We start from the raw sequence: 26,621 nt of genomic DNA, 5'->3' as shown, positions 1-26,621 counted from the left end.
CGTTGTCATCAACAACCATCAAATTAAACCAGCCATTCGCCGGCCATCATAGTTTGGACCTAGCAGCTCGTTGCAGCCAACTTTTGTGCAGGGTGAACTTGTGGGTGCATCTGAATGAAACAACTAGCTATCAGCGAAAATGTTAATTTCTTCAGGCTCGTCATACTCCACTTCGTCCACGAACCAGAGACCGGACATCGTTGCTAATTCGGAACAAACACGAGTGATATGGCGTGCCATGTTCCATTCGCGCCATTTATTTGCATTGCCCGGCGTGACATGACCGTTGGCAGCGTCCCATATCCTGCGATCCGCATACGACAACATCTTTCCCGCGAAGTCAGGTCGTCCAACAAGCTCTATTCGAACGGCCTTCATCACCTCAGATTGTTTTCCGGCAGCCTTCCAACGAAAAACTGTATCCGTTTTGGTCGTATGGCGAACGGGAGGGATAGGAATTGCAGCACCCCTCTTCGTTGGGAAGTTGATTTGCCCGCCCGCACCAGGAGCATTCGTACCAATGGACCAGAGGCTGACGATGCACTAACAATAAAACTGGACCACTCGGCGGGGGCAGATCAGCGATGATGTTGACTGGTCTCGATAATCATGGACAAATTCTTATCTGCAGACGTGTTATCGGGATATGTTGCCATGGCAAAAGCCGATATCCACGCAGGTCTGCGAGCTGGTGTCGCGGGTGTAGCTCAGCCAGAACAGGGATGAATGATCAAAACAGGTTCGGCACCGCCGCGAGCCTGTCCAGAAAAACGGGACCGTTCCGGTTTGACCAAGGTGACAGCAAAGACCATCGCGTATAGGACAGGCTACTCTGTTTCTGCGGTCAGCCGAGCTTTTCGTCCCGGTGCGTCCATAGCCTCGGACACACGCGCCACGATACTTGCCGTCGCCAAGGAGCTTGGGTATTCGGGGCCCACTGCAAGGTTCTCGGACGGTTTCGCCCACCCAACTGTTGCGCTTGTCGTGGGGGACATTCTCAACCCCTTCTATCCGGCGACCATTGAGGTGATGTCACAAATCCTGTTCGAGCGTGGAATCCGGATGATCTTTCATACGATCCCCGAGGGCAAACTGGTCGATGATGTCCTCGAGCAAGTGCTAGACTACCGGGTAGACGGGGCGATCGTCGCGTCGGCGGTGATGTCGTCACGGCTCGGACGGGCCTGCAAGGCCGCCCGCATGCCGGTCGTCCATTACAACCGGATACAGGCAGACAGGCACTCGAATGCGGTCTGTTGCGATAATTATGCCGGCGCGCGCGATGTCGCAGCGCTTTTTATCAACGGAGGGCGGCAAAGGGTTAGCTTCCTCGGGGGCAGGATCGATACCTCCACTCATCTCGAGCGCGCGCGCGGGCTTTCGGATGCGCTGCGCGACGCGGCACAGGACGTGTTCGCGACCGAAGTGGGCGGCTTTCAATATGAAGCCGCGTTTGGGGCCGCAGAGCGACTTTTCCAAATCAGACCGCGCATCGACGCCCTTTTTTGCTGCAACGATCTCATGGCACTCGCCGCGCTGGACGCCGCACGGCGTATGGGCGTTGGGGTGCCGGAGGACGTGGCGGTGGTGGGGTTTGACGACATTCCCATGGCCTCATGGGAAAGCTATCGCCTCACGACCGTGCGCCAGCCAGTGCGCCGGATGCTGCATCAGGCGGTGGGTATGATCTTTGATCCTGACAGCGCGCACGGCGGCATCCGGATCCTGCCTGGCGAGATGCGCCTTCGCGCGACCCACGGATGAAATAATTTCATTCGAATTGGAAAATATTGCAATCTTTTCGCCGAAGCAGTTTGCTTTTTTTGCTAACGCATCTCGGGAGGAGACCAGCATGTTCACCAAATCCATACTCGGCGGGGCTGCATTCGTAGCCGCCGGCGCTCTTGCAGGCGGCGCCGATGCCCAAGAGCGTCTCGCTTTTGGCGCGACAAACTCTCAGAGCGCGCATTATGCCTATTTTGCGGCGCTCACGAGCATCGTGAACGACGCGCTTTCCGACGAATATCAGGCAAGCGTTGTCGAGACCGGCGCGACAGTCGACAATCTCAAACGGATGGCGCGCGACCAGCTGGACATCGGTCTGATCACCACGTCGTCGCTTTATCATGCCTATAACGGCGTAAAGGCGTTCGAAGGCAATCCCATCGAGTCCAAGCTACTATGGGCCTACTCTTTGGCACCGCAGAACGTCGTGATGCAGCGCGACGGCGAATATGCATCTCTGTCCGACCTCGACGGTGTAACAATGGGGCCGGGAATGCGCGGCTCCTCGACCGAAGCTACCTCCGAAGATGTTTTCGGCCTCCTCGACATCCAGCCGGACTGGGTCCGCGGGACGAACGGGGAACTCGCGAACGCAATCAAAGATGACCGCTCGGAAGGGTTCGTCAAATCGGCCGTGGGCACGAAATTCGACGCACTGACCACAGACATCGCCGCCTTCACGCCCCTTCAGGTCGTCGGCCTCAGTGACGAAGAGGTCGCCAAGATCCAGGAGAACCTCCCGGAGCTTTCGATCGTCGAAATGCCGGGTGGCGATATGGAAAATACCAGCGCCTACAAGACTTGGGGCTTCATGATCGGTGTCTCCGCCCGTCCCGGCATGGACGATGAGACGGCTTATGACATCACTAAGGCGGTGATGGAGAACATGGATGCACAGGCCGCCGCCTTTCCAACCGTCAAGGGGCAGGACCTCGCGCAGCTGACGCTGGATTACGCGACCAGTCCGCTGCATCCGGGTGCCATCCGCTACTACGAAGAGGCCGGCTACACCGTCCCAGATCGACTGCGCTGACATGATTGCGGCGCCGGCCCCTATCAGGGCCGGCGCCAGATCCTGACCGTATCGCATGATGAAAACCGGAGTATCACGACATGGCGAGTGCTGAACCGCCCACCCTGCGCGGCCGCATCATCTCGGCGCTATCCATCTTTCTCGGCATCTTCATTTTCTACACGTCGTTTTCCGGTCCCTTCGAATCCCTCGTGCAAAGGGGGATCTTCGTCGGCATCATCGCCACGCTCGGAGTTTTAATGTATCCACTCTGGCCGGACTCGCGCCTGCGTCCGCTGGGGATCGCGATCGATGCCGTGATGGTGTTGACCGTGACGGTTTCGATCACCTACATCATCGTCAATTTCGAGCGCATCATGACCGAGCTGCCCTGGGCGACGACCTGGGACATGCTCATGGGTTTCGGCACGCTCGCGGTCATCCTCGAGCTGTCGCGCCGCACCTCGAATCTGGTGTTCCCGATCATCGTCGGGCTGTCGGTGGCATATGCCTTCTTCGGCGACATGATCCCCGGCAGTTTCGGGCATCGCGGTTTTGACGCGTCCTACATCACCGAGATCATCTTCCTCTCGGACCGCGGCCTCTGGGGCATGCTGGTCAATGTCGCCTCGACCACGCTGGCAGCCTTTGTCCTTTTCGGGGCGATCCTGCTGCATACCGGCGCGGGCGAGACATTCTTCGAGCTTTCCGCGCGGCTGGGCGGCGCGCGGCCCGGCGGAGCGGCCAAGATCGCGACCTTCGCATCGGGGTTCTTCGGGGCGATCAACGGCTCGACCGTCGCCAATGTGGCAACCACCGGTAATTTCACCATTCCGCTCATGAAGCGGCTGAAATACCCGCCCGCCTATGCCGGCGCGGTCGAGACGGTCGCGTCGACCGGCGGCCAGCTTGCGCCGCCCATTATGGGCACCGCGGCCTTCGTCATGGCCGAGCTGGTGGGCATCAACTACTGGTCGATCGCCCTTGCCGGGATCGTCCCGGCGATCCTCTTCTATCTGGGCGTCTATTCCACCGTCCACGTCATCGCGCGGCGACGCGGCTTCCAGCCGGTGAGCCCCGAGAACTTGCCCGACTGGCGCGGCGCGGTCTCGCTGCCACGGCTCGCGCCGATCTTTGCCGGGCTCGGCGGGCTGGCCTTCGGGATCATCAACGGCAACTCGGTCGAGCTTACCGCCTGCTACGGAATGCTCGCCATGATCGCCGCCGTCATCGCGGCGCGAGTATGGGCGGGGCAGGAATTGCGCGAGGTGCTGTGGATCGTCGTGCGGGCCCTCGAAGAGGGCGGGCGCGGTATCGTGATCGTCGGCATCCTTCTGGTGGGCGCGCAAGTCTTTGTGGGGCTGATCAATCTCACCGGCCTCGGGGTCGCGATCACCTCCGCCGTTCTGGCGGTCGGGCAGGGAAACATCCCTCTCATCGCGGCGCTGATGGCCGTCGTATGCCTCATCGCAGGTATGGGCCTGCCGACCTCTGCGGCCTATGTGATGGTCGCCGCCGTGTTTGCCCCCGCGCTGATCCAGCAGGGCATCGATCCGCTGACCGTGCATATGTTCGTGCTCTACTACGCCGCGCTGTCGGTGATGACGCCGCCCGTCTGCCTCGGCGTTTTCGTCGCCGCCGCCATCGCCAAGGCGCCGTGGATGCAGGTCGCGGGGCAGACGCTGCGGCTCGGGGCCACCGCCTACGTCCTGCCGATGCTGTTTCTCGCCTACCCCGGAATGCTCGGGGGCGGCGGCGTCGAAGGCATCGCCCGCGCCCTGATATCGGGCGCTGTCTTCGCCATCTCGATGGCGCATCTTCTGGGCGGCGCGCGCCTGCAGGGCCGCGCCTGGACGATCCCGGTCTGGGCCGCTCCGGCCTGCCTCGCCCTCCTGGCGCCATGGTGGGCGACCCTCGGCGGTGCGGCGCTGCTGGCCCTTCTCATCTGGGCCGAAGCACGGCACCGCGACACCCCCGCCACCCCGACCCAGCGAAAGGCAGCATGATGAGGCTGAGACATCGCCTGAACGCCGGGGACACGGTCCTCGGTACCTTCTACAAGACCCCGCACCCCATGATCCTCGAGATCCTGGCAATGGCCGGCTTCGATACGGTGGTGATCGACGCGGAACACGCGCCGTTCGGGCGCGCCGAGATCGACACGGCGATTCTAACCGGCCGCGCGCTGGGGCTGGACATGGTGGTCCGGCTCCCCGACGACCGGCCCGCGACGATCCTGCAGGTCATGGATGCGGGCGCGGCCGGCCTGCTGATCCCCCATGTGAACACCGCCGGGCAGGCCCGCGCCATCCTCAGCGCCATGCGCTATGGCGCCGGCGGGCGCGGCTTTGCCGGCACGACGCGCGCCGCCGGTTATGGCAAGCGGCCCCTGCATGAACATCTCGGCGCGGACCGCGGCGACGTGGCCCTCATCTGCCAGATCGAGGATCCCGAGGGCGCCGAGAACGCCGCCGACATCGCCTCCGTGGAGGGCGTCGACGGCCTTTTCGTGGGCCGCGCCGATCTGGCCGTCGGCTCGGGCAAGGATGATTTCTTCGATCCCGAGATCGCGCAGGCAACGGCCCGGATCCTCGGCACGCCCGGCGCGGCGACCGGGCTTTATTGCGCGCCGCACGAGGATCTGGCGGCGCATCACGCGGCGGGCGCGCGGCTCTTCGTTGTGGGCTCCGATCACACCGCCATTCTCCGGGGCGCGCCCGTGGCCGACTGGCAGGGCAGCCTCTCCGATCCGAAATGACCACCGCAGAACGGGGGACGACATCATGACCATCGACTATCTCAAACGAGGCAAATCCGAAGCGGAACGCGGCGAGGACGACGCCAAGACGCGTGCGATCGTCGAGCGGACGCTCGCCGATATCGAGGCGCGCGGGGACACCGCCGTGCGCGAGCTCAGTGAAAAATTCGACGGCTACTCGCCCGAGAATTTCCGCCTGTCCGAGGCCGAGATCGAGCGCATCATCGCCAAGCTGTCGCCGCAGGAGCTGGCCGACATCCGCTTTGCCCAGGACCAGGTCAAGGCATTCGCCGAAGCGCAGCGCGCCTCGATGACCGATATCGAGGTCGAGCCGATGCCGGGCGTCATCCTCGGGCACAAGAACATCCCCGTGCAATCCGTCGGCTGCTACGTGCCCGGCGGCAAGTTCCCGATGGTCGCCTCGGCGCATATGTCGGTCGCCACCGCCTCGGTCGCCGGCGTGCCGCGCATCGTCGCCGCGACGCCCCCCTGGCAGGGCGAGCCCAATCCCGGCGTCATCGCCGCCATGCATTTCGGCGGCGCGCACGAGATATATGTCCTCGGCGGCATCCAGGCCGTGGGCGCGATGGCCCTCGGGACCGAGACGATCGAGCCGGTGCATATGCTTGTCGGCCCGGGCAATGCCTTCGTCGCCGAGGCCAAGCGCCAGCTCTTCGGCCGCGTCGGGATCGACCTTTTCGCCGGACCGACCGAAACCATGGTGATCGCCGACGAGACCGTCGATGCGGAAATATGCGCGACCGACCTTCTGGGCCAGGCCGAGCACGGCTACAACTCGCCGGCCGTTCTGGTCACGAACTCGCGCAAGCTGGCCGATGAGACGCTCTCGGAAGTGGGCCGCCTGCTGCAGATCCTGCCCACCGCCGACACCGCCCGCGTGAGCTGGGAGGAGTATGGCGAGGTGATCGTCTGCGACACCTATGACGAGATGCTCGAGGTCGCGGACGACATCGCGTCCGAACATGTGCAGGTGATGACGGACCGCGACGACTGGTTCCTCGAGCACATGACCTGCTACGGCGCGCTCTTCCTCGGGCCGCGCACCAACGTCGCCAACGGTGACAAGGTGATCGGCACCAACCACACCCTGCCCACGAAAAAGGCGGGGCGCTATACCGGCGGGCTCTGGGTCGGCAAGTTCCTCAAGACGCATAGCTACCAGAAGGTTACGAGTGACGCGGCGGCGGCCGAGATCGGGCGCGTCGGCTCGCGGCTCTGCATGCTCGAGGGCTTCGTCGGCCATGCCGAGCAGTGCAATCTGCGCGTGCGCCGCTACGGCGGGGACAACGTGGCCTACGGGGCCGCGGCCGAGGTCAAGGACGCGGCCGAATGACGCTCCCCCGGACGCCCTCCTTCCGTCTCGAGGGCAAGCGCGCGCTCGTGACCGGCGCCTCGTCGGGGATCGGCCTCGGCTGCGCCGCCGCATTGGCCGAAGCGGGCGCGCATGTGACCTGCGCCGCGCGGCGCGACGGACCGCTGACAGAGGCCGCCGAGGCATTGCGCGCCCAAGGCTGGCAGGCCGAGGCACAAACGGCCGACATCACCGATCTCGATGCGCTGGACGCGCTCTTCGCCCGGCCCTTCGACGTTGTGGTGAATGCCGCGGGTCTGGCGCGTCACAGTCCGGCACTCGACACTGAACCAGGCGATTTCGACGCGGTGGTGAACGTGAACCTCCGCGCCGCCTATTTCCTGTCGCAACGTGCCGCCCGCGCGCTGAAGGGCGCGGGCAAGGGCGGCTCGGTCATCCATATCTCCAGCCAGATGGGTCATGTCGGCGGAATCGACCGCGCTGTCTATTGCGCCTCGAAGCATGCCATCGAGGGGATGACCAAGGCCATGGCGATGGAGTTCGGCCCCCTCGGCATCCGCATCAACACGGTCTGCCCGACCTTCATCCGCACGCCGCTGACCGAAAGCACATTCGCGGACCCCGAGAAACGCGCATGGCTCGAGCGGAAGATCAAGCTTGGACGTGTCGGGCAGGTCGAGGACGTCATGGGGGCCGTTGTCTACCTGGCCTCGGACGCATCAAGCCTCGTCACCGGATCGGCGCAGATGATCGACGGAGGGTGGACTGCGGGCTGAGGCCTTCCCAAGACTGTTGACAAAAGGATGATAGCCGCATGTCTGAAAGCGCACTACCCGAAGGCCTGCTAGACCTGCTACGACAGGTAGACACGCCGACCGTCTGCAATGCCATCGAGGTGGCGCAAGGCAAGCGGGGTTTTGGCAGGTTCACGCGCGGCACCATGCAGCACTCGCAGCCCGGTACAGCCGCGATAGTGGGCTATGCCAGAACCGCCCGTATCTCCGGCGTCGCCCCCTCCACCGAGCCGCCGGAAGTCGTGCGCGCCAGAAGGCTCGACTATTTCCGCGCCATGGCGGGTGGAGCCGGCCCGACTGTTGCGGTCGTGGAGGATGTCGATTACCCGAACTGCATCGCCGGCTGGTGGGGCGAGGTACATGTGGCCGTCCACAAAGGCCTCGGGCTGGCTGGTGCCGTTACCAACGGCGTCCTGCGCGATCTGGATGTGATCGACGAGGGCTTTCCGGTGCTCGCCGGATCCATCGGCCCCAGCCATGGCTATGTCCATATCACCGAGATTGGCAGCGAGGTCAGCATCATGGGAATGCGGGTGGGGCAAGAAGACTTGATCCATGCCGACCGTCATGGCGCGCTCGTCATCCCGGCCGAGGTTATTCCGACCCTGAAGCAGGCGGTAGAAACTGTATTTGCCAACGAGCGGATCATCCTCGACGCCGCGCGTGCGCCCGGTTTCGACATCACTAGACTCGAAAAAGCTTGGGCCAAGTTCGAAGCCGAAAGGACTTGATGCCCTCCTTGACTTGCAGGCTTGCCCGGCCCGAAGCAGCATATTTCGACCACTACGAAAACAATAGAGAAACAATTCATGGGTCTGAGTTTTGCAGATACATCACGACGATATCGGTGAGGAATTTGAAGCCCCTTCCGTCGGAGACGCGCTCGGCGCTGATGATATTGAAGTTTACTGACTGGCCTTGGACAAAGGCATCCGAGGCAGCAATCGGGTCTCCAATGATCTGACGAAGCGGGCTGTCCGCATCAAAGGCGTCGAGCCCTTCGCCTATCTCACGGCCACCCTCGAAGCCATCGCCGCCGGTCATCCGCAAAGCAGGATCGACGAACTCCTGCCATGGAACTTCTCGCCGTCAAGCTGAACCCGCGTGGGACATCTACTGTTCTCCTTGCTTTCCAGCAAGATAGGGGATTTGTCGCAACCCAGTTTAGAGTGTGCCGCTATTACAGCAGCATTTCTGATAAGGTTTATTATGTTAATGCGCAGTGCGGTCTGGTTTTTTATTGTCTGACCCCCACTGCGCGCCGCCATCTGTGCCGATATCAGCGATGGCTGGCTCACGTGTGTCTGACTCCCGTCGCGCCGCGCGTCAGACGCCAGGCGACGCCTGCTGGATCGTAGGTCATCTCGGACTTGGCGTCGAACGCCGATTCAATCATCGTGTTGATCAACAAAGAGCCAAACCCAGTGCGTTGAGGAGGCGTCACCGGAGGCCCTCCATGTTCAGCCCATGTCAAAGACAACAAGGGCATGCCCTCAATGTTCTCGGCGGTCCAATCTATGTCTACCCGACCTTCGGCATTGGAAAGCGAGCCGTATTTTCCCGCGTTGGTTGCCAACTCGTGCAATACCATCGACAGGCTTTGTGCCGCCTGTGCCGACAGCATCACATCGGGCCCCGAAAGTTGGATGCGTTGGCCGATGGAGTCCTTGAAATAGCCCAGCTGCGAGGTGACCAAGGTACGCAGATCGACGCTGGCCCAGTTGGCCTGAACCAACAGATCCTGTGCCTGCGCAAGGGCGCCGATGCGCGACGAGAATTTTTCCAGAAAGTCATCCGGGCTGGTTTTGACCGTTTGGCGCGCGATTGCCTGAACCAGCGAAAGGACGTTCTTTGACCGATGATTGACCTCGGCCATCAACATCTGAAGGTGGTCCAACGCCTCGTTACGATCGGTGACATCAAAGCCCGAAGGGATGATATGCGTCACGCGGCCCGTGTCATCGGTCACCGGTGAGAGCTGAAAGTCGATCGTGATTTTCTGATCGTCCTTGAGCAGGACCTTGGCATCGTGCCTGATCTGCTGACCCGCGGCGGCCTGTTGCACATCCGATTTCAGCCGCGCGCGGACGTCCGCGTCATAGCTCCACCAATGGGTATCCCAAAAATGTCGTCCGATGACATCCGAACGGACCAGGCCCGCGGCCGTCAGCGCCGGTGCATTTGCTTCGGTAACGGTGCCGTCGATATCCAGAATGCCGACGAACCCGACGGTTCCATCCAGAATACGCTGGAGTTGAAGCGCGTTGTTTCGCAGAGCCATTTCGGCGTGATGCTCTGCCGTGACATCTTCTGCGGTTGCTGCAATCCCGACGATCTCGCCCCCGGTCTCGACCGGAAAGAAATGGACCCGCCAAACCTTGAGGGCGTCGGGATCCGCCGGTGTCTTGCCTGTCAACTGGACGTCCAGCCAGGGCTTACCAGTTCTCAGGATGCGGCGCCATCCTGCATAAAGCGCTTGAATCCCTTCGAGACCAGGCAAAAGCTCTTCTGGTGTCCTGCCTATATGGGCCTCGACCGGCAGGCCGTTGATTTCGGCCAGCTTGCGGTTGACGCGCAGGTATCGGAACGAGCGGTCCCAGACACCGATTCCGACAGGCGAATTTTCGAAAAGCGCCTCAAGCAAAGCATCCGTAGAGGCCAAAGATTCCTCGGCGATCTTTCTGCGCGTGATGTCAATGAGGACACCGACCGCCCGCGCCGGGCCGTCCGCACTGTCCGGACCGCCGCCAATGACATCGCCGCGATCACGAACCCAGCGCACGTCGCCCTTTCCCAGTAACAGGCGATATTCCAGATCATAGGGGCCGGTCCGGTCCAGCGCCGACGCCATGTCGCCCCGCACCCTCTGGCGGTCATCGGGGTGGACCATCTGCAACGCCATCTCCATCGACCCGGAACACAGAGCATCCGGGCGGCCCAATATCCGGAGCAATTCCTTTGACCACGTCGCAGCACCGGTCTCTACATCCAGCTCATATGCGCCCAAACCGGAGGCGCGGCCGACCAACCGGGACAAATGCCGGTTTATCGCGTCGGGCTCTGCCTTTGGCGGGGGCGCTGCCGGCATTACATCATCCGTGGTATCAATCACCACGCCGCGAAACGCTGTGACGGTGCCATCGGCAGCGCGCTCGATCTGGCCACGGTCCAGAATGGTGCGGACCTGCCCATCGCGGCGGACGATGCGAAAGCTGTGTGAATAATTGGACCCCGCCCCAAGGTAGCACGATATGCGGGCCTCGACCTGCATCCGGTCGTCCGGATGCACGAAATCCAGAAATCCGGCCTCGTCTCCGGGACCAAACGTGACGCCACAGATCTTGGCCACCCCATTGGACCAGCGCAATTTGTTTTCCGCCACGCGCCATTCGTAGCCGCCCGTATTCGGGATCGTATCGCTGATAGGAAAGTCACCTGCAGTTCCCTGCGCCTTCATCATACCCCCCACATCTCAGTTACGCGCCAGCCGGGCTCGATGGTGGCAGTCAACGACTTACGCGGTCGCGTCACAAGCTCGTGTTTACCACAGGTCCATCCAAATGAAAATTATTATGCGCCCGCCCGCTCTTCGCGCAAAACGGGAACCTTTGACCGCTTTCGAGATTGTCTTGGCATGTCACACGCATGTGAAGACGCAAGCTGAAGGGAGATCCCCCATGAACGCAGTTATCTACCTCATTGGATTGATCGTGGTGGTCCTCGCCATCCTCAATCTCGCGTTTTAACCTGTAAAGGAGAGCATCATGACCGACCCAACCTCGAAGACGTCAGAAGACCTCAAGCAGCAGGCCAAGACGGCAACTGCAGACTTGAAAGAGAGCGCCCGCGAGACCGCCAAGGACGCCGCCGGCGCCGTGCGCAGCGAAGCGAGCCGCCGCGCCGAAAGCGCCAAATCGGGCGTGGCCGGCGAAGTGTCCGACGTGGCCTCGGCCCTGCGCAAGGCCGCCGACGACATGCGCGACGGATCGCCGCAAGAGCGTACCTTCGGCCAGATCGCCGGGAGCCTCGCGGACGTCTCGGACCAGATCCGCGACAAGGATCTGGGCGAGATGGCCAATGAAATCAGCAGCTTTGCCAAGCGCAATCCCCTGCTCTTTCTGGGCGGCGCCGCGTTGGCCGGGTTTGCGGCCACGCGCTTTGCGACGGCCTCGGCGCGCCGGGGCGATGACGGCGCGGACACATCGGCGCCGGTCTCGGCCAGTTCGGTCCATGCCAGCCGCGGGACCGCCGTGCAAACCAACGTCCAGACCGGAGCGCCCGCCGTTCACGGCACGGCCGCGACGGGCACAACCACCACAGGAGGTGCATCATGAGCGATCCGACCAAAAAATCGACCACGGACATGCTGGGCGATGCGCTGAACCATGTCAGCTCGCTGGTGCGCAAGGAAGTCGACCTTGCCCGCGCGGAAGTGTCCGAAAACCTCAACCGTGCCGGCGTCGCCATCGGGCTTATCGTGGCTGCGGCGATCATCGCGCTCACCTCGCTGAACGTGCTGTCCGCCGCCCTCGTCGCGGCGCTGACCGAGGCGGGCATTGATGGCGGATGGAGCGCGCTGATCGTCGGTGTCGTACTGGCAATCATCGCCTTCGTCCTTCTCGGCAAGGGTACGAATGATCTCAAGCTGTCCAGCCTGGCGCCCTCGCGCACCGCGAAGAACGTCCAGCGGGATGCCAACGCAGTTAAGGAAGCCTACGATGACAAATGATTCCAGAACTCCCGAAGAAATCGAGCGCGAAATCGAGCGCGAGCGTGATGGCCTGAAGGATTCGATCGAAGGGCTGCAGGACCGTTTCTCACTCGACGGTGTATTCCAGCAGTTGGGCGACCAATTCCGCGAACATGGCGGCGAGTTTGGCCGCTCGGTCGCGCGGTCGGCGCGGGAAAACCCCGTCGCCCTCGCCGTGACCGGCGCGGGCCTTGCCTGGCTGATGTTCGGAGGCAACCGCAGCAGCGACCGCCGCGATGACCGCGACCGCGACCGCGATTATCGCACCCGCGACGCCCGGCCGCCTGCCACATTCGTGCGGGACCGCGAGTGGGATACGGATCACGGTCACGCGCGGCATTTCGATGACAGCGCACCCGACCGTGCCGCGCGGCGCGGTGCCGGCTATGCGGGTCCGAAAACCGTGACCGGCGGGCGCCACCCGTCGGCGCCCTCGTGGGCGCGCGATTGGGACGAAGGCGAGCGCCGGGGCACCGCCTCGGGCCACTCCTCGGACGGTCTGGGTGCCAAGGCCCGCAGCGCCGCAGAGGATGCGCGCGACAAGGTCGCCTCCGGCTCCTCCTCTGCGGCGGGCGCCGTCTCCTCCGCAGCGGACTCGGTGCGTGACAGCGCAGGCAACGCCGCCGAAACCGTGTCGGACAGTGCCAGCAGTGCTGCCCAACGGGTGCGCGACAGCGCAGGCAATGTCTGGAGCAGCGCCAGCGATCACGCCAATGCGGTGCAGCGCCGCCTGACCGAAGGGACCGAGAACCTGTCCCAGGAAGCGCGCGAGCGCATCGCCGCTGCGCGCGCCCGCGCCCTTGATGCGCGGGACGAGGCGGGCCGCCGCCTGAACCGCGGCGCCGATCAGGCCGCCGATTTCTACGACGATCATCCGCTCGTCGTGGGCGCCGTGGCCTTCGCCGTCGGTGCCGCCATTGCGGGCGCCCTGCCCCGCACCCGCACCGAGGACGAATATATCGGCGGCTATAGCGATGACCTTTATGAAGAGGCCGAGCGCATCTATGCCGAGGAGGTCGAGAAGGCCCAAAAGGTGGTCCAGGCCGGTGTGGACGAGGCCAAGACGGTGGCCTCGGACCTGGAAGGCGACGTCAAGGACGCGGCGGCGACCGCCGCGGACAAGGCCAAGTCGGCGGCCAACAAGGTTGCCGATGCCGCGACGGAAAAGGCCAAGCACGAGAATCTTGGCGACATCAAGGACGACGCAAAGCGCGAGAGCTGACACGTCGCCGGGCGGCCCTTTGTCGGGGCCGCCCGCATTTTATGACGCACCCCGGAAGGACAGACCCACATGACCCGAGGCCGCCACGCCGAAAAGCCCACCCGGATCCCGGCCAAGGGCTGGAAGGATATCGCCCTGCGCGTCAAGGACGAGATGGCACGCGACCATGTTGGCCTGATTGCCGCGGGCGTCGCCTTTTATGCCCTACTTGCGATCTTTCCGGCGCTGACCGCGCTTTTGGCCATCGGCGGGCTTCTGGTCGAGCCATCGCAGATCGTGACCCAGCTTCAGGCCCTGACCGATGTCATGCCGCAGGAAGTGGCGACCATCATCATCGACCAGGCCGAGGGTGTGGCCGGCTCGCGCGAGGGCGGACTGGGACTTGCGGCCGTGCTGGGCATCCTCTTGGCGCTTTATTCGGCGTCGAAGGGTGTCGGCAGCCTGATCGAGGGGCTGAACGTGGCCTATGACGAAGAGGAAGAGCGCGGCTTTCTCTGGCTCAAGGTCATCACCTTCGGGCTGACCCTGGCGCTGATCCTGGGGGCCGTTGTCGCCCTGACCCTGATGGCCGCCGTGCCCGCGGTGCTCGCCTTCGTGCAGCTTGGACCCGTAGTGGAGATGGCGATCACCGGCGCCAGCTGGCTATTGCTGCTGGTCCTTCTGGCCGTGGCGCTGGCCTGCCTCTACCGCTTTGGCCCCGACCGCGATCAACCCGAATGGTCCTGGGCCTCGCCGGGCGCCGTCATTGCCTGTCTTGTCTGGCTCGTCGCCTCGATCGGCTTTGCGATCTATGCGGCCAATTTCGGATCATACAATGAGAGTTTCGGCTCTCTTGGCGGCGCGATCGTGCTGCTGATGTGGCTCTGGATCTCGGCCTATATCGTCCTTATGGGGGCCGAGCTGAATGCCGAGATGGAGGCCCAGACGCGGTACGACACCACCGTGGGCGAGGATCAGCCGATGGGCCAGCGCGACGCGCAAAAGGCCGACCGGCTGGGCGAGGCGCAGGGCTGAGCGACGAAAAGGCTTGCGTGGGATGAAAAACATCCATATACCATCCATATGGATGGAGATATAAGATGACCAACGTCAAACAGCTGCGCGACAAACAGCCCGAGAACGAAAAGATCACGATCAATCTGGGCTTTGTGGATCTGGGCCGGATCGACCTTCTGGTGCAGGAGGGGTTCTATTCCAACCGAAGCGACTTCATTCGCACCGCCATCCGCAACCAGATCGACGCCCAGTCCGAGATCGTCTCGAAATCGGTCGAGCGGCACACGATGGAGCTGGGCTTGCGGGACTACACCAGCGCCGATCTGGAGGATCTGCGCGCGCGCGGCGAGGTGCTGCATGTCAAGGTGGTGGGCCTCGCGCGCATCGCACCCGACGTGACGCCCGAGCTGGCCCTAGCGACCATCGGCTCGATCACCGTTCTGGGCGCGCTTCAGGCCTCGCCCGAGATCAAGACAGCACTGGCCGACCGGATCAGATAGCCCCCTCCCCCAATCGGAAAGAAGATCATGAAACGACTGAACGCCGGCGCATGGCGCACGGCTCCTGAAGGCATGCGCAACGCGCAGATGGACCCAGCCGCGCTGGTCCGGCAGACACTGGCCCGCCACGGGCTGGGCGATGGCGGCGGCACTGGCGGTGACCGGGCGGGCGGCATCATCCGCGATGCGCTGGCGCGGGCCGGGCTGGGGCAAGGCGCGCGCGGCGAGACGGCGCCGGACCTGCCGCAAGGCGCGACTTTCGCGCGCGGCCAGCACAGCGGCAAAAGCGGCACGCGCGCCTATCGCACGTATATCCCCGCCTCCGCCAGCGCGGGCGCAAATGGCCTCGTCGTCATGCTGCACGGCTGCACCCAGACGCCCGAGGATTTCGCCCTTGGCACCGGGATGAATGCCCATGCCGAAGCGCACCGCCTGATCGTGATCTACCCCGAGCAATCGCGCGGCGCCAATGCGCAAACCTGCTGGAACTGGTTTTCGAAGGGCGATCAGGCCCGTGGCCGGGGCGAGCCCGAGATCATCGCGGGCCTGACCCGCCAGATCGCGCAGCACCATGGCATTGCGCCCCGGCACACCTTCGTGGCGGGCCTTTCGGCGGGCGCCGCGATGGCGGTGATCCTGGGCCATGCCTATCCGGATGTCTTTGCCGCCGTCGGCGCGCATTCCGGTTTGCCGCTGGGGGCCGCGCATGACGTGCCGTCGGCCTTTGCCGCGATGGCCGGTAATGGCGGCGTCACACGGCCCCCCGCCACCTTCGCGCCCCGCACCATTGTCCTGCATGGCGCGAATGACAGCACCGTTCACCCCGCGAATGGCAGCGCCATCGCCGCAATGGCCGAGGCTGGCGTCAAAGGCCCCGTCCTCACAAGCGAGGAGCGCGGCACCGCAGGCGGGCGCCGCTATCACCGCAGCCTGACATGGGGCGCCGAGTCACAAATTCACACCGAACAGTGGCGCATCGAGGGGCTGGGCCACGCCTGGTCCGGCGGACAGCCGGGCGGCAGCTATGCCGACCCCGCCGGCCCCGATGCCAGCGCCGAAATGATCCGTTTTTTCCTGGAGCCAGATGCGAAAGATGACCTGACATGACCACCATGACATTCGATGCCGTCTCCGAGCGGCGCGCCGGGCCCGCGTGGCACGCCCGCTGGCAACGCTCGTGGCCCGCCTACGAGGCTTGGTTCATAGGGCGCGGCGGCGATGCCGGACCGGGACGCTTGCCGGGCCGCGATGCTGCGCCACATGCCCGAACTGGTGGCGACCTATGATCAGCTGGTCGCCGTCTCGGGCGGCAGCGACCGCGCGGCGCGGTTCTTGGCGACATGGTGCCCGCCGACCTATCTGGGCGGCTGCTCTCTGGCTGCGCTGGCGGACGAGACGGGCGTGCGCCTCGTGCGGAATTACGACCTCTCGCCCGAGCTGAACGAGGGGCTTTTGCTGCGCAGCGAATGGGTGCGGCCCGTTATGGGCATGGTCGAATTTCTCTGGGGTCTGTCCGATGGCATCAATGATGCGGGCCTCGCCGTCGCCCTCGCCTATGGCGGCAGATCCGAGACCGCCAAGGGCTTTGGCATCACAACGATCCTGCGCTACGTGCTGGAGACATGCGAGACCGTCTCCGAGGCGATTGCGGTGCTGAAACGCGTGCCGTCCCACATGGCCTATAACATCGTCCTGGCGGACCGCGCGGGTGACAGCGCCAGCGTCGAGGTTTTGCCCGGCGGCGGCGCCAATGTCATGCCGCACGCCGTGGCGACCAATCATCAGCGCGCTGGCCGCCCCGACCGGCCGGACTTCACCCGAACCTTCGAAAGGCACGCGCATCTGCTCGGCCTCGATGCCAAGTCGGCGGATCTGCACAAGGGGTTTGCGCGCGCGCCGCTATATCAGGACCGCTTTGCCGAAGGGTTCGGCACGCTTTTCACCGCCGAATATGATCCCGAGGCGGGCACCATGCGGCTGATCTGGCCATATGAACAGTGGCACCAATCGCTGGAGAGGTTCGAGCCGGGAACCCGCGAGATCACGTTCAGCGCCAACGCGCGCCTGCCCGGCAAGCCTGCTGCCTTGGCAACCGGCGGCCCCGACTGGACGCGCGCCGCGCTGGTCGACTGGTGCGAGGTCGGACGCGATTACGCCGCCGGCAATCACAAAAGCGTTGAATACTACCTGAGTAAGATCCCGCCGCGGTCCCCGGCTTGTGGCGCGTCATGGTAGTGCATCTGCCCTTGGCCCCCGCAACTCGGCGGCGGGGGCACGCGATAGGGCGGCAATAGGGGCGTTCAATTTCCAAGCATGCCCCTCACGAGGGTGGCAATTCTGGTCCGGTCAAACGGCTTGCCCAGCCGTGGCCTGTCCCGATGCCTCTCTTCAAGCTTCTCGTCGATCTGCTCGTAGCCTGTCAGAAAGGCGAAGGGGATGTCGTGCTGGCCGAGACGGTCAGCGACAGGCGCGCTGGTTTTGTCCTGACCCAGATTGACGTCGAGAATGGCCCCGTCTGGCGCGTGCGCGTCGATGGCATCGAGGGCGTCATCAACGCTGTTATACGGCCCGCAGACGGCAAAGCCTTCATCCTCCAGCACCCCCGCCAGATCGAGCGCGATCAATGCCTCGTCATCAAGAACCAGTATCCGGCGCATGGGCTTCCTCCTCCGACAGAGCCGTAGGGGGCAGCTCTATCCGGCATTCCAATCCTGCCTTTTTGAAGTTCATTTCGATATGGCCCTGCAATTCGGCGCGCAATACCTTTTGAATCAGGAAACTACCAAATCCCTCGTTATCGGGTCTAACCACAGGCGGCCCGTTTCGTTCCGTCCAGATCAGGCGGCGGCCACCGTGGTTTTCGGTCTTGATGTGGATTTCGCCGTCCCGCGTGCTGAGCGCGCCGTATTTCGCGGCGTTGGTCAGCAGTTCATGGATGCCCATGCCGATGCTGACGGCCTCGCGCGGGTTGAACACCAACCTGTCCCCGGTCAGGCGAATGCGCTCGTCCGGTCGGTCGGTATAGGCGGCGGCTTCGATCTCGATGATCTCGCCCAATGTGGTGCCTCTCCAATCCGCGTTGGTCAGCAGGTCATGCGTGCGCAAGATCGCACTGAGACACTCGTCCAGTCTCTTGCGTTAGGCTTCGGGCGTGTCGGCGCCCGCGACCAGGAAACGCGCAATGGCCGAGACCGTCGCCAGCGTGTTCTTGACCCTGTGCTGCAATTCGCTGAGCAGGACGTGCTGGCGATCTTCCAGCGCCCGGCGCTCGGTCACATCGGTGAAGACGAGAATATAGTCATCCTCGGCCGGAACCTGTCGAAACCGGTCAAGATTGACCTGATAGCAAAGATCCTCGCCGTCGACGGTGAGGCGGATGTCAAAGACCTTGGGCAGGTCATCCTCGCGATTGGCTACGATTTGTGCTTCGATGGCCTCGCTGACATCGCGTGGCATACCTTCGTTGAGCGCGCGCAATGTGTCATCGGGTGTGGGCAGGCCCGGCAGGCCGCCCTGCGCCCAGACGATACTGGCATGCTCATCAATCTGGACAAAATGGATGGGGCTTTGCGTCGCAGCGGTCCGCAGGCGCGCCTCGCTTTGCGCCAGATCGCGGCTGAGGGCATACTCCTCGGTCACCTCGCGCACGCAGGTGCCAAGGGCGAACACCTCACCGTCGGATGTGACGGGGAAGTAATCGACGATCCAATGGCGCACCTGATCCGGGTCTTTTGGGGTCTAGCCGTCCACGCGAATGCCGCGAATGGCCTCGCCAGTCTCGAAAACGCGCTGCATCTGGTCCGATATGCGGCTGTCGATATCGGGGATCAGCTCTTCCTGCCGCTTGTTGATGTGGTCCTCGACTGAAAAGCCGTTGATATCGGCCAGTTCCTGATTGATCCGCAGCCAGCGCAATTCGCGGTCCATCAGCGACAGGCCCACGGGCGTGGTGTCATAAAGGGTTTCCAGCTCGCCATATCGCCGGGCCAGATCGCGCTCGTTGCGGGCCAGCTGTTTCTCGGCGCGCTTGCGCTCCGAGATGTCGTAGAAGGCCAGGACATAGCCATCCAGCCGGTCATCGGTGGTGCGGTACGGGCGGATGCGCAGGATGAAGGTCTCGTCGGTGGCGGTAATCGTCACCTCGCGTTCGATCATCTGCAGGCTGCGCTGGACCTCTTCGGCGTCGGCCTCAAGTTCGGGATAGTCGATGCGCGAGGACAGATCGCGGATAGGCCGCCCGATATCGCGGTCCTTGACGCCAAACAGCCGCGTGGTGGCGGGGGTAAAGCTGCGCACGGACAGGAACTTGTCCAAGAACAGGGTCGCCAGATCGGTGGACTCAAAGAGGTTTTTCAGGTCGCTATTGGCACGGACAAGTTGGCGGTTATTCTCGCTCAACTCGGAATTGACGGTCTCCAGCTCTTCGTTGATGGATTGCAGTTCCTCGCGCGAGGTCTCCAATTCTTCGTTGCTGCTCTGCAATTCCTCGTTCATCGAGAGCAGCTCTTCGTGCGAGCTGTCGGCCTCCTGCGTCGAGCTTTCGTATTCGTGCTGGATCTGGCTCAGCTGTTCGCGGACCGAGGCCAGCTCGCGCTCCAGCATGAAGCGGTCCTCGGATTTGCGCGCCTCGACAGATTTGGCCGCGTCGCCCGAGCCGCGAAACCGGACCGGGTGCAGCACCAAAAGCAGTTGGTCCGTCCGGTCATCGACCGGCGCGACGGTGATGTCGAACAGCCGGTTCTCGCCGTCGTCCGGCACCACGATGTTGCGCAGCTCGGCGCGCTTCGACGATGCCGCCGCCCTGGGCGATGGCGCCGCGCACCGGCAGGCGCAGTTCCTCGGCCAGAAACGCGTCGATCTGGGTCGACGGCGTGCCATGCGCGGGACGGGCAAAGCGCGACATCTCGCGCGACAGATACGTGACCGCGCCCTTGCGCCCGATCAGCGCAAAGGGCGCGGCATGCTCGGCCAAATAGGCGCGCTCGGCGTCCCTCTCATGAGACGTGCGGTCCTTGTAGGTTCGGCTGGACGGATCACCGGGCGGAACCACCTTTGTCTGCGCCGTGCGGCCAGCCCGCGCTTGCGGGCGGCGGTCCGACAGGGCGGTGTAATGCACCGGCGCAGTGTCGTTGCGGCGGAAAATCTTGTGCGATTTGTCAACCACATCAAACAGCGCGTCCTCTCCCGCCAGCCCCTCGGACGGGCCAAGCATCAGACCGCCACTGGTGTTCAGCGCAAAGTGAAAGCGCGGGATCACCCTCTGTTGCAGGGTCGAGGACATATAGATCATCAGGTTGCGGCAGGTGATCAGATCAAGCCGGGAATAGGGCGGGTCCTGGATCAGGTTATGGGGCGCGAACACGCAGATCTCGCGCAAAAGCGGGATGGTGCGCCAGCCCTTCTCCTCCTCGCGGAAATACGCGTTCAGGATCGGATTGGGCAGGGTATTGACGGCACCGGCCCGGTAGAGCCCTTCGCGTGCATGGCTCAGCGCCGCAACGTCGATATCGCTGCCAAACACCTGCAGCGGGATCTGCATATCCGCCTTGCGCATCGCCTCGACCAGCAGGATCGCGATGGAATAGGCCTCTTCGCCGGTCGAGCAGCCCGGCACCCACGCCCGGATGGCATCGGGCCGCTGCGCCATCAGCGGCTCGATTACCTGCTTTCTTAGTGCGTCAAAACTGTCTTCGTCGCGAAAGAACCGCGTGACCCCGATCATGAAATCCTGAAAGAGACGCTTGGCCTCCTCCTCGTCCTCGCCCAGACGGCTGAGGTAGGTATCGACCGAGCGCAGCCGTTGCAGCGACATGCGCCGCTCGATCCGCCGGACCAGCGTGCCGGGTTTGTATTCCGAGAAATCATGGTCGTAATTGCGCTCCAGCACCGCGACTACTTCGGGCAGCTTGCTCTCGATATCGGACTGGATCGCGTCGCGGTCGGCGGCGCTGTTCAGCTGCGTGCGGTGGCGGATGATGTCATCAAGCCGCGCGGGGATGTCCGCGGCGCGCAGGATGAAATCCACCTGCCCGGTGGCGGCGGCGCTGTTGGGCATGCCGGGAAAGCGCGCATTGCCGCTCTCCTGCACGATGGCAATGCCGCCCGCACTTTTGATCGCGCGCAGTCCCTCGGTGCCGTCCGATCCGGTGCCGGACAGGATCACGCAATAGGCGCCGCGCCCATGCTGATCGGCCAGCGCCCGAAAGAACCTGTCGATGGGCGCCTGCAGATGCCCCGAGGACGGGCGGTCGTGCAGCCGCAATGTCAGGCCTTCGACGGTGACTTCGGACCCCGGCGGATTGAGGTAGATCGCATCCGGCTCCAGCGTCATTTCGTCCTCGATCTGGCGGACGCTGAGGCGGGTATGCGCCTGCAGCAGCTGATCCATGATGGAGGTGTGGTCGGGCGACAGATGCTGCACGACAACATAGGACGCCCCGCTATCGGGCGAGATACGGTCGACCAGTTCCTGCAGCGCCTCCAGACCCCCGGCCGAGGCGCCGATTCCGACGATGGGGTGAGACGTAATCTGGTGGGTGTCGTCGCGCGCGTCGTCCATCGGCCCTCTTTTCCTTAAAAGACATTCGCTTCAGTCAACCAAAGAGGGAATTGCAAATGCTGTGGACCGATAAAAGCAAAGTATGTTCGAAAGAGCAACCAAGCGCGAATTGCCAGCACCGGCGGCGTGGCCGGGGCGGGGTGTGATCTGTGATGAGGCATCGGCGCAGACCAGATCGATGACAGGTTACGCGCCGCATCCAACGTCCCGCGCCCGCGTGTCAGTCCGGCTCGGGCAGCTCTGCGATGATCTTGTCCAGCGTCGCCGGATAGTGGCGCACGCGTACGCCCGTCGCGTTGTAGATGGCGTTCAGCACCGCCCCCGCCGCGCCGCAGAACCCAAGCTCGCCAATGCCCTTGGTCTGGATCGGGCAGGCCCAGTCGTCGCGCTCGTCCAGAAGGATCACGTCCAGCTGCGGCACGTCCAGATTGACCGGCACATGGTATTCGGCCAGATCGGCGTTGACGATATGGCCGTCGCGCGCGTCATGAATCAGCTCTTCGGTCAGGGCCATGCCGATGCCCCAGGTCATGCCGCCATAGCATTGCGATGTGGCGGTCTTGGCGTTTAGGATGCGCCCCGCGCCAAATGCGCCAGTCATCCGGCGCACGCGCGTCTCGCCGGTGACGGCATTGACCGCGACCTCGCAGAAATAGGCGCCGTATGACGCCTGACTGACATCGCTGGCGGTGTCGCCGGGCTGCACGGTGCCTGTCGCCGACAGCGCCTCTCCGTCCAGAATATCGCCAAGCGCCCGGCGCACATTACCCGCAGTTGCGGTGCCGTCCTTCAGCGTCAGCTCGCCCTCGTCGCAGCCCAGCCGCGCGCAGATCGCCGCGCGCAGATCCTCGCAGGCGAGGAACACCGCCGAGCCGGTCGAGGACGCACCGATCGAACCGCCCGAGCCAGAGCCGCTGGGGTGGTCCGAATTGCCAAGCCGCGCCGTGACGCGATCCATCGGCAGGCCCAGCATCTCGCCCGCGATCTGGCTGAGGATGGCGTAGGTGCCGGTGCCGATATCGGTCATGTCCGTCTCGACCGTGGCCCGCAGCTGGCCAGCATCATCCAGATCCAGCGTTACCCGCGCCGAAGCCGGGCCGATCATATTGACGCGGCTGGCGCCCGCCATGCCATGCCCGATCAGCCATTCGCCCTCGCGCCGCGCGCCGGGCGTGCGGTTGCGCTGGTCCCAGCCGAACGCCTTGGCGCCGGCATCCATCGCCTCGGCATATTTGCGCGACGAATATGGCAGCCCGCTTTCGGGGTGGCAGTCCGGCAGGTTGCGCTTGCGCAGCTCGATGGGATCGATCCCCAGTTTCTCGGCCAGCTCGTCCATGGCGTTTTCCAGCGTGGGCATGCCCACCGCTTCGCCCGGCGCGCGCACCGATCCGGCGCAGGTCCGGTTCAGCCGCGCGATATCGATGGCCAGCTTGCGGTGCTTGCCCGCATAGAGGAAATGGGTGGACTGCGTCACCGGCTCGGAGAATTCCTCGCCCGTAAGGTTCGAGACCAGAGCCTCGTGTCCGATCCCGGTCAGCCTGCCATCCGCATCCGCCGCAAGGCGCAGGCGTTGGCGCGTTTCCGACCGGCGCATCGTCGCCTCGAACACTTGCGGGCGGCTGAGCGCGACCACAACGGGGCGGTCCAATTCCTTGGCGGCGATGGCGGCGGCCACCGCTTCGGGCGCGATGCCCAGTTTCGAGCCAAAGCCGCCGCCCACATAGGGCACGCGCATATGCACCTTTTCGGCGTCAATCCCCAGCGCATCGGCCAGCTCGTTTACATTGAAATTCACCATCTGATAGCTGCCATAAAGGGTGAGCTCATCGCCGTGCCACACCGCGGCCGAGCAATGCGGCTCCATCGCCGCGCTGTTATGGCCGGGGGTGCGGTAGGTGGCATCGACGCTGGCATGGGCGTTCTTCATCGCGGCGTCCAGATCGCCTTGGGCGAAATCCTCGCCCGCATCGGTTGGGGCCGTATCTGGGTCCAAAGTCGCGTCGCGCGCCTCCCATGTCATCGACAGGTTTTGCGCGCCATGCCGCGCCGCTTCAAAACTTTCGGCGACGACCAACGCGACGGGCTGGCCCATGTAATGCACATCATCCCAGCCTTGGATGGGCGCCTCATTCGCGGTGCCCTGCGCCGGATTGCGCAGGAATCGTGCATCAGTGATGACGCGCAAGACGCCGTCCATCGCCTCGACCGCCTCAGTATCCAGCGAGGTGATCGTACCGCGGGCAAAGGGCGCGGGAACAAAGACGCCATAGGCGCGCCCGGCCAAATTCCATTCATGCGCATAGGTCGCGGTTCCGGTCACCTTGCGGGGACCATCGGGCCGGTCCAGCGGCTTGCCCACCAGCCCTTGCACCATGTCATCCAGGCGCCGCTCGGTTGCGGGTGCGTCCATCGTGACCGTCTTGTTCATGCCGCGTCCTCCGCGCTGCAGACCTCGCGCAGCACCGCCTTCAGCGTTCTGCGGGTGAGCGGGATCTTGAAATCATTGCCACCATGGCCTTGAGCCTCCTTCAGCAGCAAATCCGCCGCCTCGGCAAAAAGCGCATCGGAAGGCGTCTCTCCTGCCAGCAAATCCTCGACCGCGCCATCGCGCCAAGGCATATGCGCCACCCCTCCGAAGGCCAGCGCGATATGCCCGATCCGGCCCTCGTCCATGCGCGCCACGGCAGCGACCGACACCAGCGCGAATGCATAGGACGCGCGGTCGCGCACCTTGCGATAGACGTGCCGCGCCCCGGGCACCGGCGCGGGCAGGATCACGGCTGTGATCAGATCGCCGGGCGCAAGCGTGTTATCATGCTGGGGCGCGTCACCGGGCAGGCGGTAGAACTCTTGCAGGGGCAGGCGGCGGGTTTCGCCCCCGGTATCCTCGATTTCGATTTCGGCACCGAGCGCGCGTAGCGCGACGGCCATATCGCTGGGATGGGTGGCGATGCACTGCGGGCTGGCGCCAAGGATTGCGTGCAGGCGCGTGGCGCCGCCAATCGCCTGGCAACCAGAGCCGGGCTGACGCTTGTTGCAGGGCATGTCGGTGTCGTAGAAATAATAGCAGCGGGTGCGTTGGCACAGGTTGCCGCCCGTCGTCGCCTTGTTGCGCAGCTGCCCCGATGCCCCGGCCAGTAGGGCGCGCGACAATACGCGATGATCGCGCCGCACGGCGGGATGCGCGGCCAGATCGCTGTTGGTGACCAGCGCGCCGATGCGCAAACCGCCCTCCGGCGTCTCGTCGATCCGCTTCAGGTCGAGCCGGGTGATGTCGATCAGGCGCTCCGGCGCCATGACTTCCAGCTTCATGAGGTCCAGCAGGTTCGTGCCGCCCGCGATGATCGTGGCGCCGTCCTCTGCGGCGCGGGCCGCGCCTTGGGTATCGGTGGCGCGCTCGTAGTCGAAGGGCCTCATGTCTTGTCCTCCGCGATCTCGGCAATGGCGGCGACGATGTTGGGATAGGCGGCGCAGCGGCAGAGATTGCCGCTCATCCGCTCGGAAATTTCCTGCGCGGTCAGCCGCACCTCTGCATCGAGGCTGTCGGATACATTGCTGGGCCAGCCCTCGCGGAGCTCTTCCAGCATCGCCGTGGCCGAGCAGATCTGGCCGGGCGTGCAATAGCCGCATTGATAGGCGTCATGCCGCACAAAGGCATCCTGCAGCGCGGCCATGCTGCCCGGTGTTCCGATCCCTTCGATTGTGGTGATCTCGTCCCCGTCATGCATGCAGGCCAGCGTGAGACAGCTGTTGATGCGCCGCCCGTTGACGATGACCGTGCAGGCACCGCATTGCCCGTGGTCGCAGCCCTTCTTGGACCCGGTCAGATCCAGATGGTTGCGCAGCGCATCGAGCAGCGTGGTACGCGCGTCCGCCTCCAGATCATGTGAGGTGCCGTTGATCGTCAGGGTGGTCTTCATCATTGAGGTTGCTCCCGCGCATGGCGTTGCTGCCGCATGGGGCTACAACCCGCCGGGGGGATCCCGGTTCCACCGGGGATTGGCGGCGGATGGGCGGCGCCGTCAGATCTCGTCGATCTCAAACACCCATTCGCCCGCGTCGATCCTGTTCTCGATCAGCCGCTTGATCCAGTCGTCGACCTCATCGGGCTCGAACAGGCCGCAGCGGGCCAAGGCGCGACGAATGTCGATGCGCTCGCCCAGAAATTCCAGCACCACGGCCGAGGCCGCGGGCTTGCGGCCCCGCCGCATCGAACCGCCCGTCTGCACCCCGCGCAGATGGCCAGGGCGCGGCGTATAGGACGGGTAGAGCATCAGTTGCGTGATCGAGCTGGCCGCCAGCACGTCATATTCGATGATGTGGATGCGGTGTCCCAGATGAAAGGCCAGCCCCTCGTATTTGCCGACGAAGCGCGATTGCGCCTTGTCGGGATCTGTGCCCGTCTCGATATTCTTCCACAGGTGTCGCCCGTCCTTTTCGGTGATGACAGCCAGCGAACGGGTGATATGGCCCGGATAGCCGAACGTGTAGAAGTAGCGGAAATACCAGCCCACATACTGGCCCATCTCGCCCGAAAGGCGGTGCAGATTTTCGACCGCGTCCAGATATTGCGGCGCCGCGCCCCGGCCTGCGGGCTTGCGCAGCGACACGAGGCCGGCAAAGCGCGCAGGCTCCATCAGCAGCTCGGATTCGGTCACACCGAAAAAGTCGCAGATCCGCCGCATATTGTGCCGCGACGGGCGCACCGCCCCGGCCAGATACTTGTTGAATTGCTGGCGATTGATGCCGATGCGGCGGCACACCTCGGCGATCGAGGGCAGCAGGCTGCAGGCATAGGCCAGATTTACAGCAAAAGGGGTGTTGTCACATTAACTCAGCCAGTCTTCAGGTTGGCGTGCCGATCTCACATCAAGCGACATTGGCCGCGATTTTCCATGCCTCGAGTGCTTCG

24 protein-coding genes and 2 pseudogenes are annotated in these 26,621 nt (G+C 63.9%); 15 read left to right on the top strand and 11 right to left on the bottom strand.

Annotated elements, in window-relative coordinates:
• Positions 1–123: 123 nt before the first annotated feature.
• Positions 124–459, bottom strand: coding sequence for a beta family protein (locus BW975_RS18480; RefSeq protein ID WP_472506461.1), 336 nt, complete (start codon positions 457–459; stop codon positions 124–126).
• 267 nt (positions 460–726) lie between these two features.
• Here BW975_RS18480 and BW975_RS17210 point away from each other — a divergent pair, with 267 nt between their 5' ends.
• From BW975_RS17210 to BW975_RS17180, 7 genes are all read left to right on the top strand, one after another.
• Positions 727–1,764: a LacI family DNA-binding transcriptional regulator gene (locus BW975_RS17210; protein WP_244512631.1), complete on the top strand. Its 1,038-nt coding sequence runs from the start codon at positions 727–729 to the stop codon at positions 1,762–1,764.
• A gap of 88 nt (positions 1,765–1,852) precedes the next feature.
• Positions 1,853–2,818: a TAXI family TRAP transporter solute-binding subunit gene (locus tag BW975_RS17205; RefSeq protein ID WP_076535571.1), complete on the top strand. Its 966-nt coding sequence runs from the start codon at positions 1,853–1,855 to the stop codon at positions 2,816–2,818.
• Between the two features lie 80 nt (positions 2,819–2,898).
• Positions 2,899–4,803 carry a TRAP transporter permease gene (locus BW975_RS17200; RefSeq protein ID WP_076535570.1) on the top strand — a complete coding sequence of 635 codons (1,905 nt, stop codon included), beginning with the start codon at positions 2,899–2,901 and terminating at the stop codon, positions 4,801–4,803.
• Complete coding sequence (locus BW975_RS17195; RefSeq protein ID WP_244512632.1) at positions 4,803–5,555, top strand: HpcH/HpaI aldolase family protein; 753 nt, start codon at positions 4,803–4,805, stop codon at positions 5,553–5,555. Before BW975_RS17200 ends, BW975_RS17195 begins: the two co-directional genes overlap by 1 nt.
• Before the next feature lie 25 nt (positions 5,556–5,580).
• Positions 5,581–6,909, top strand: coding sequence for a histidinol dehydrogenase (gene hisD, locus BW975_RS17190; RefSeq protein ID WP_076535568.1), 1,329 nt, complete (start codon positions 5,581–5,583; stop codon positions 6,907–6,909).
• Positions 6,906–7,664: an SDR family NAD(P)-dependent oxidoreductase gene (locus BW975_RS17185; RefSeq protein ID WP_076535567.1), complete on the top strand. Its 759-nt coding sequence runs from the start codon at positions 6,906–6,908 to the stop codon at positions 7,662–7,664. The genes hisD and BW975_RS17185 overlap by 4 nt, the downstream gene beginning before the upstream one ends.
• A gap of 38 nt (positions 7,665–7,702) precedes the next feature.
• Positions 7,703–8,413, top strand: coding sequence for an RraA family protein (locus tag BW975_RS17180; RefSeq protein ID WP_076535566.1), 711 nt, complete (start codon positions 7,703–7,705; stop codon positions 8,411–8,413).
• Between the two features lie 76 nt (positions 8,414–8,489).
• Here the strand turns inward: BW975_RS17180 and BW975_RS18475 are convergent, their stop codons facing one another.
• Positions 8,490–8,726 (bottom strand): hypothetical protein, encoded by a 237-nt coding sequence (locus BW975_RS18475; RefSeq protein WP_418314386.1) that lies wholly within the window; start codon positions 8,724–8,726, stop codon positions 8,490–8,492.
• Between BW975_RS18475 and BW975_RS17980 the strand changes: the two are divergent.
• Positions 8,673–8,780: pseudogene (locus BW975_RS17980) on the top strand (transposase domain-containing protein); the annotation flags it as partial. The gene BW975_RS18475 and the pseudogene BW975_RS17980 sit on opposite strands and share 54 nt — an antisense overlap.
• 196 nt (positions 8,781–8,976) lie before the next feature.
• Here the strand turns inward: BW975_RS17980 and BW975_RS17170 are convergent.
• Positions 8,977–11,139 carry a PAS domain-containing sensor histidine kinase gene (locus BW975_RS17170; protein WP_170846626.1) on the bottom strand — a complete coding sequence of 721 codons (2,163 nt, stop codon included), beginning with the start codon at positions 11,137–11,139 and terminating at the stop codon, positions 8,977–8,979.
• 307 nt (positions 11,140–11,446) lie between these two features.
• Here BW975_RS17170 and BW975_RS17165 point away from each other — a divergent pair, with 307 nt between their 5' ends.
• The 7 genes from BW975_RS17165 to BW975_RS17135 all read left to right on the top strand — a co-directional run bounded on the left by BW975_RS17165 (position 11,447) and on the right by BW975_RS17135 (position 17,385).
• A complete protein-coding gene (locus tag BW975_RS17165; protein ID WP_076535563.1) occupies positions 11,447–12,016 on the top strand; it encodes a hypothetical protein in 570 nt (189 codons plus the stop codon).
• The gene (locus tag BW975_RS17160; protein ID WP_076535562.1) at positions 12,013–12,411 is read left to right on the top strand and encodes a phage holin family protein; all 399 of its coding nucleotides are present in this window, start codon (positions 12,013–12,015) and stop codon (positions 12,409–12,411) included. The genes BW975_RS17165 and BW975_RS17160 overlap by 4 nt, the downstream gene beginning before the upstream one ends.
• Positions 12,401–13,654: a DUF3618 domain-containing protein gene (locus tag BW975_RS17155; protein WP_076535561.1), complete on the top strand. Its 1,254-nt coding sequence runs from the start codon at positions 12,401–12,403 to the stop codon at positions 13,652–13,654. The genes BW975_RS17160 and BW975_RS17155 overlap by 11 nt, the downstream gene beginning before the upstream one ends.
• Before the next feature lie 69 nt (positions 13,655–13,723).
• Positions 13,724–14,668, top strand: coding sequence for a YihY/virulence factor BrkB family protein (locus BW975_RS17150; RefSeq protein ID WP_076535560.1), 945 nt, complete (start codon positions 13,724–13,726; stop codon positions 14,666–14,668).
• Between the two features lie 65 nt (positions 14,669–14,733).
• Entirely contained in the window at positions 14,734–15,150 is a 417-nt protein-coding gene (locus tag BW975_RS17145) for a CopG family transcriptional regulator (RefSeq protein WP_076535559.1), read from the top strand.
• 27 nt (positions 15,151–15,177) lie between these two features.
• Positions 15,178–16,257, top strand: a complete 1,080-nt coding sequence (locus BW975_RS17140) for an extracellular catalytic domain type 1 short-chain-length polyhydroxyalkanoate depolymerase (protein WP_076535558.1) — start codon at positions 15,178–15,180, stop codon at positions 16,255–16,257.
• A 111-nt stretch (positions 16,258–16,368) separates the two neighbouring features.
• Positions 16,369–17,385 (top strand): C45 family autoproteolytic acyltransferase/hydolase, encoded by a 1,017-nt coding sequence (locus tag BW975_RS17135; RefSeq protein WP_076535557.1) that lies wholly within the window; start codon positions 16,369–16,371, stop codon positions 17,383–17,385.
• Positions 17,386–17,450: 65 nt separating this feature from the next.
• Here BW975_RS17135 and BW975_RS17130 read toward each other — a convergent pair whose 3' ends face one another.
• The 8 genes and pseudogenes from BW975_RS17130 to BW975_RS17090 form a co-directional block, all read right to left on the bottom strand.
• Positions 17,451–17,807: a response regulator gene (locus BW975_RS17130; protein WP_076535556.1), complete on the bottom strand. Its 357-nt coding sequence runs from the start codon at positions 17,805–17,807 to the stop codon at positions 17,451–17,453.
• Positions 17,785–18,789 (bottom strand): annotated as a pseudogene (locus BW975_RS18315) (sensor histidine kinase). The gene BW975_RS17130 and the pseudogene BW975_RS18315 overlap by 23 nt, the downstream one beginning before the upstream one ends.
• 99 nt (positions 18,790–18,888) lie before the next feature.
• Complete coding sequence (locus tag BW975_RS17115) at positions 18,889–19,911, bottom strand: PAS domain-containing protein (protein ID WP_076535553.1); 1,023 nt, start codon at positions 19,909–19,911, stop codon at positions 18,889–18,891.
• On the bottom strand, positions 19,853–21,709 hold the full coding sequence (locus BW975_RS17110; RefSeq protein ID WP_076535552.1) for a chemotaxis protein CheB: 1,857 nt from the start codon (positions 21,707–21,709) through the stop codon (positions 19,853–19,855). Before BW975_RS17110 ends, BW975_RS17115 begins: the two co-directional genes overlap by 59 nt.
• Before the next feature lie 220 nt (positions 21,710–21,929).
• Positions 21,930–24,137 carry a xanthine dehydrogenase family protein molybdopterin-binding subunit gene (locus tag BW975_RS17105; RefSeq protein WP_076535551.1) on the bottom strand — a complete coding sequence of 736 codons (2,208 nt, stop codon included), beginning with the start codon at positions 24,135–24,137 and terminating at the stop codon, positions 21,930–21,932.
• Positions 24,134–25,126, bottom strand: a complete 993-nt coding sequence (locus BW975_RS17100; protein WP_076535550.1) for an FAD binding domain-containing protein — start codon at positions 25,124–25,126, stop codon at positions 24,134–24,136. The genes BW975_RS17105 and BW975_RS17100 overlap by 4 nt, the downstream gene beginning before the upstream one ends.
• Positions 25,123–25,629 carry a 2Fe-2S iron-sulfur cluster-binding protein gene (locus tag BW975_RS17095; RefSeq protein ID WP_076535595.1) on the bottom strand — a complete coding sequence of 169 codons (507 nt, stop codon included), beginning with the start codon at positions 25,627–25,629 and terminating at the stop codon, positions 25,123–25,125. Before BW975_RS17095 ends, BW975_RS17100 begins: the two co-directional genes overlap by 4 nt.
• Before the next feature lie 102 nt (positions 25,630–25,731).
• Positions 25,732–26,472 (bottom strand): helix-turn-helix domain-containing protein, encoded by a 741-nt coding sequence (locus tag BW975_RS17090; RefSeq protein WP_170846627.1) that lies wholly within the window; start codon positions 26,470–26,472, stop codon positions 25,732–25,734.
• Positions 26,473–26,621 lie beyond the last annotated feature (149 nt).

Origin of the sequence: Roseovarius nanhaiticus (assembly GCF_900156535.1) — a bacterium.
In the GTDB taxonomy this organism is placed as follows: Bacteria; Pseudomonadota; Alphaproteobacteria; order Rhodobacterales; family Rhodobacteraceae; genus Roseovarius; species Roseovarius nanhaiticus.
Note: the sequence above shows the minus strand (reverse complement) of the source record. Positions and strands in the feature narration are given on the sequence as shown.

Coding starts and splice junctions, on each gene's coding strand:
- BW975_RS17180 (WP_076535566.1), top strand. CDS start 7,703: ATGTCTGAAAGCGCACTACCCGAAGGCCTGCTAGACCTGCTACGACAG.
- BW975_RS17145 (WP_076535559.1), top strand. CDS start 14,734: ATGACCAACGTCAAACAGCTGCGCGACAAACAGCCCGAGAACGAAAAG.
- BW975_RS18475 (WP_418314386.1), bottom strand. CDS start 8,726: ATGACCGGCGGCGATGGCTTCGAGGGTGGCCGTGAGATAGGCGAAGGG.
- BW975_RS17195 (WP_244512632.1), top strand. CDS start 4,803: ATGAGGCTGAGACATCGCCTGAACGCCGGGGACACGGTCCTCGGTACC.
- BW975_RS17170 (WP_170846626.1), bottom strand. CDS start 11,139: ATGAAGGCGCAGGGAACTGCAGGTGACTTTCCTATCAGCGATACGATC.
- BW975_RS17135 (WP_076535557.1), top strand. CDS start 16,369: ATGCCGGACCGGGACGCTTGCCGGGCCGCGATGCTGCGCCACATGCCC.
- BW975_RS17150 (WP_076535560.1), top strand. CDS start 13,724: ATGACCCGAGGCCGCCACGCCGAAAAGCCCACCCGGATCCCGGCCAAG.
- BW975_RS17160 (WP_076535562.1), top strand. CDS start 12,013: ATGAGCGATCCGACCAAAAAATCGACCACGGACATGCTGGGCGATGCG.
- BW975_RS17155 (WP_076535561.1), top strand. CDS start 12,401: ATGACAAATGATTCCAGAACTCCCGAAGAAATCGAGCGCGAAATCGAG.
- BW975_RS17200 (WP_076535570.1), top strand. CDS start 2,899: ATGGCGAGTGCTGAACCGCCCACCCTGCGCGGCCGCATCATCTCGGCG.
- BW975_RS17210 (WP_244512631.1), top strand. CDS start 727: ATGATCAAAACAGGTTCGGCACCGCCGCGAGCCTGTCCAGAAAAACGG.
- BW975_RS17105 (WP_076535551.1), bottom strand. CDS start 24,137: ATGAACAAGACGGTCACGATGGACGCACCCGCAACCGAGCGGCGCCTG.
- BW975_RS17095 (WP_076535595.1), bottom strand. CDS start 25,629: ATGAAGACCACCCTGACGATCAACGGCACCTCACATGATCTGGAGGCG.
- BW975_RS17205 (WP_076535571.1), top strand. CDS start 1,853: ATGTTCACCAAATCCATACTCGGCGGGGCTGCATTCGTAGCCGCCGGC.
- BW975_RS17110 (WP_076535552.1), bottom strand. CDS start 21,709: ATGGACGACGCGCGCGACGACACCCACCAGATTACGTCTCACCCCATC.
- BW975_RS17165 (WP_076535563.1), top strand. CDS start 11,447: ATGACCGACCCAACCTCGAAGACGTCAGAAGACCTCAAGCAGCAGGCC.
- BW975_RS17130 (WP_076535556.1), bottom strand. CDS start 17,807: ATGCGCCGGATACTGGTTCTTGATGACGAGGCATTGATCGCGCTCGAT.
- BW975_RS17185 (WP_076535567.1), top strand. CDS start 6,906: ATGACGCTCCCCCGGACGCCCTCCTTCCGTCTCGAGGGCAAGCGCGCG.
- hisD (WP_076535568.1), top strand. CDS start 5,581: ATGACCATCGACTATCTCAAACGAGGCAAATCCGAAGCGGAACGCGGC.
- BW975_RS17140 (WP_076535558.1), top strand. CDS start 15,178: ATGAAACGACTGAACGCCGGCGCATGGCGCACGGCTCCTGAAGGCATG.
- BW975_RS17100 (WP_076535550.1), bottom strand. CDS start 25,126: ATGAGGCCCTTCGACTACGAGCGCGCCACCGATACCCAAGGCGCGGCC.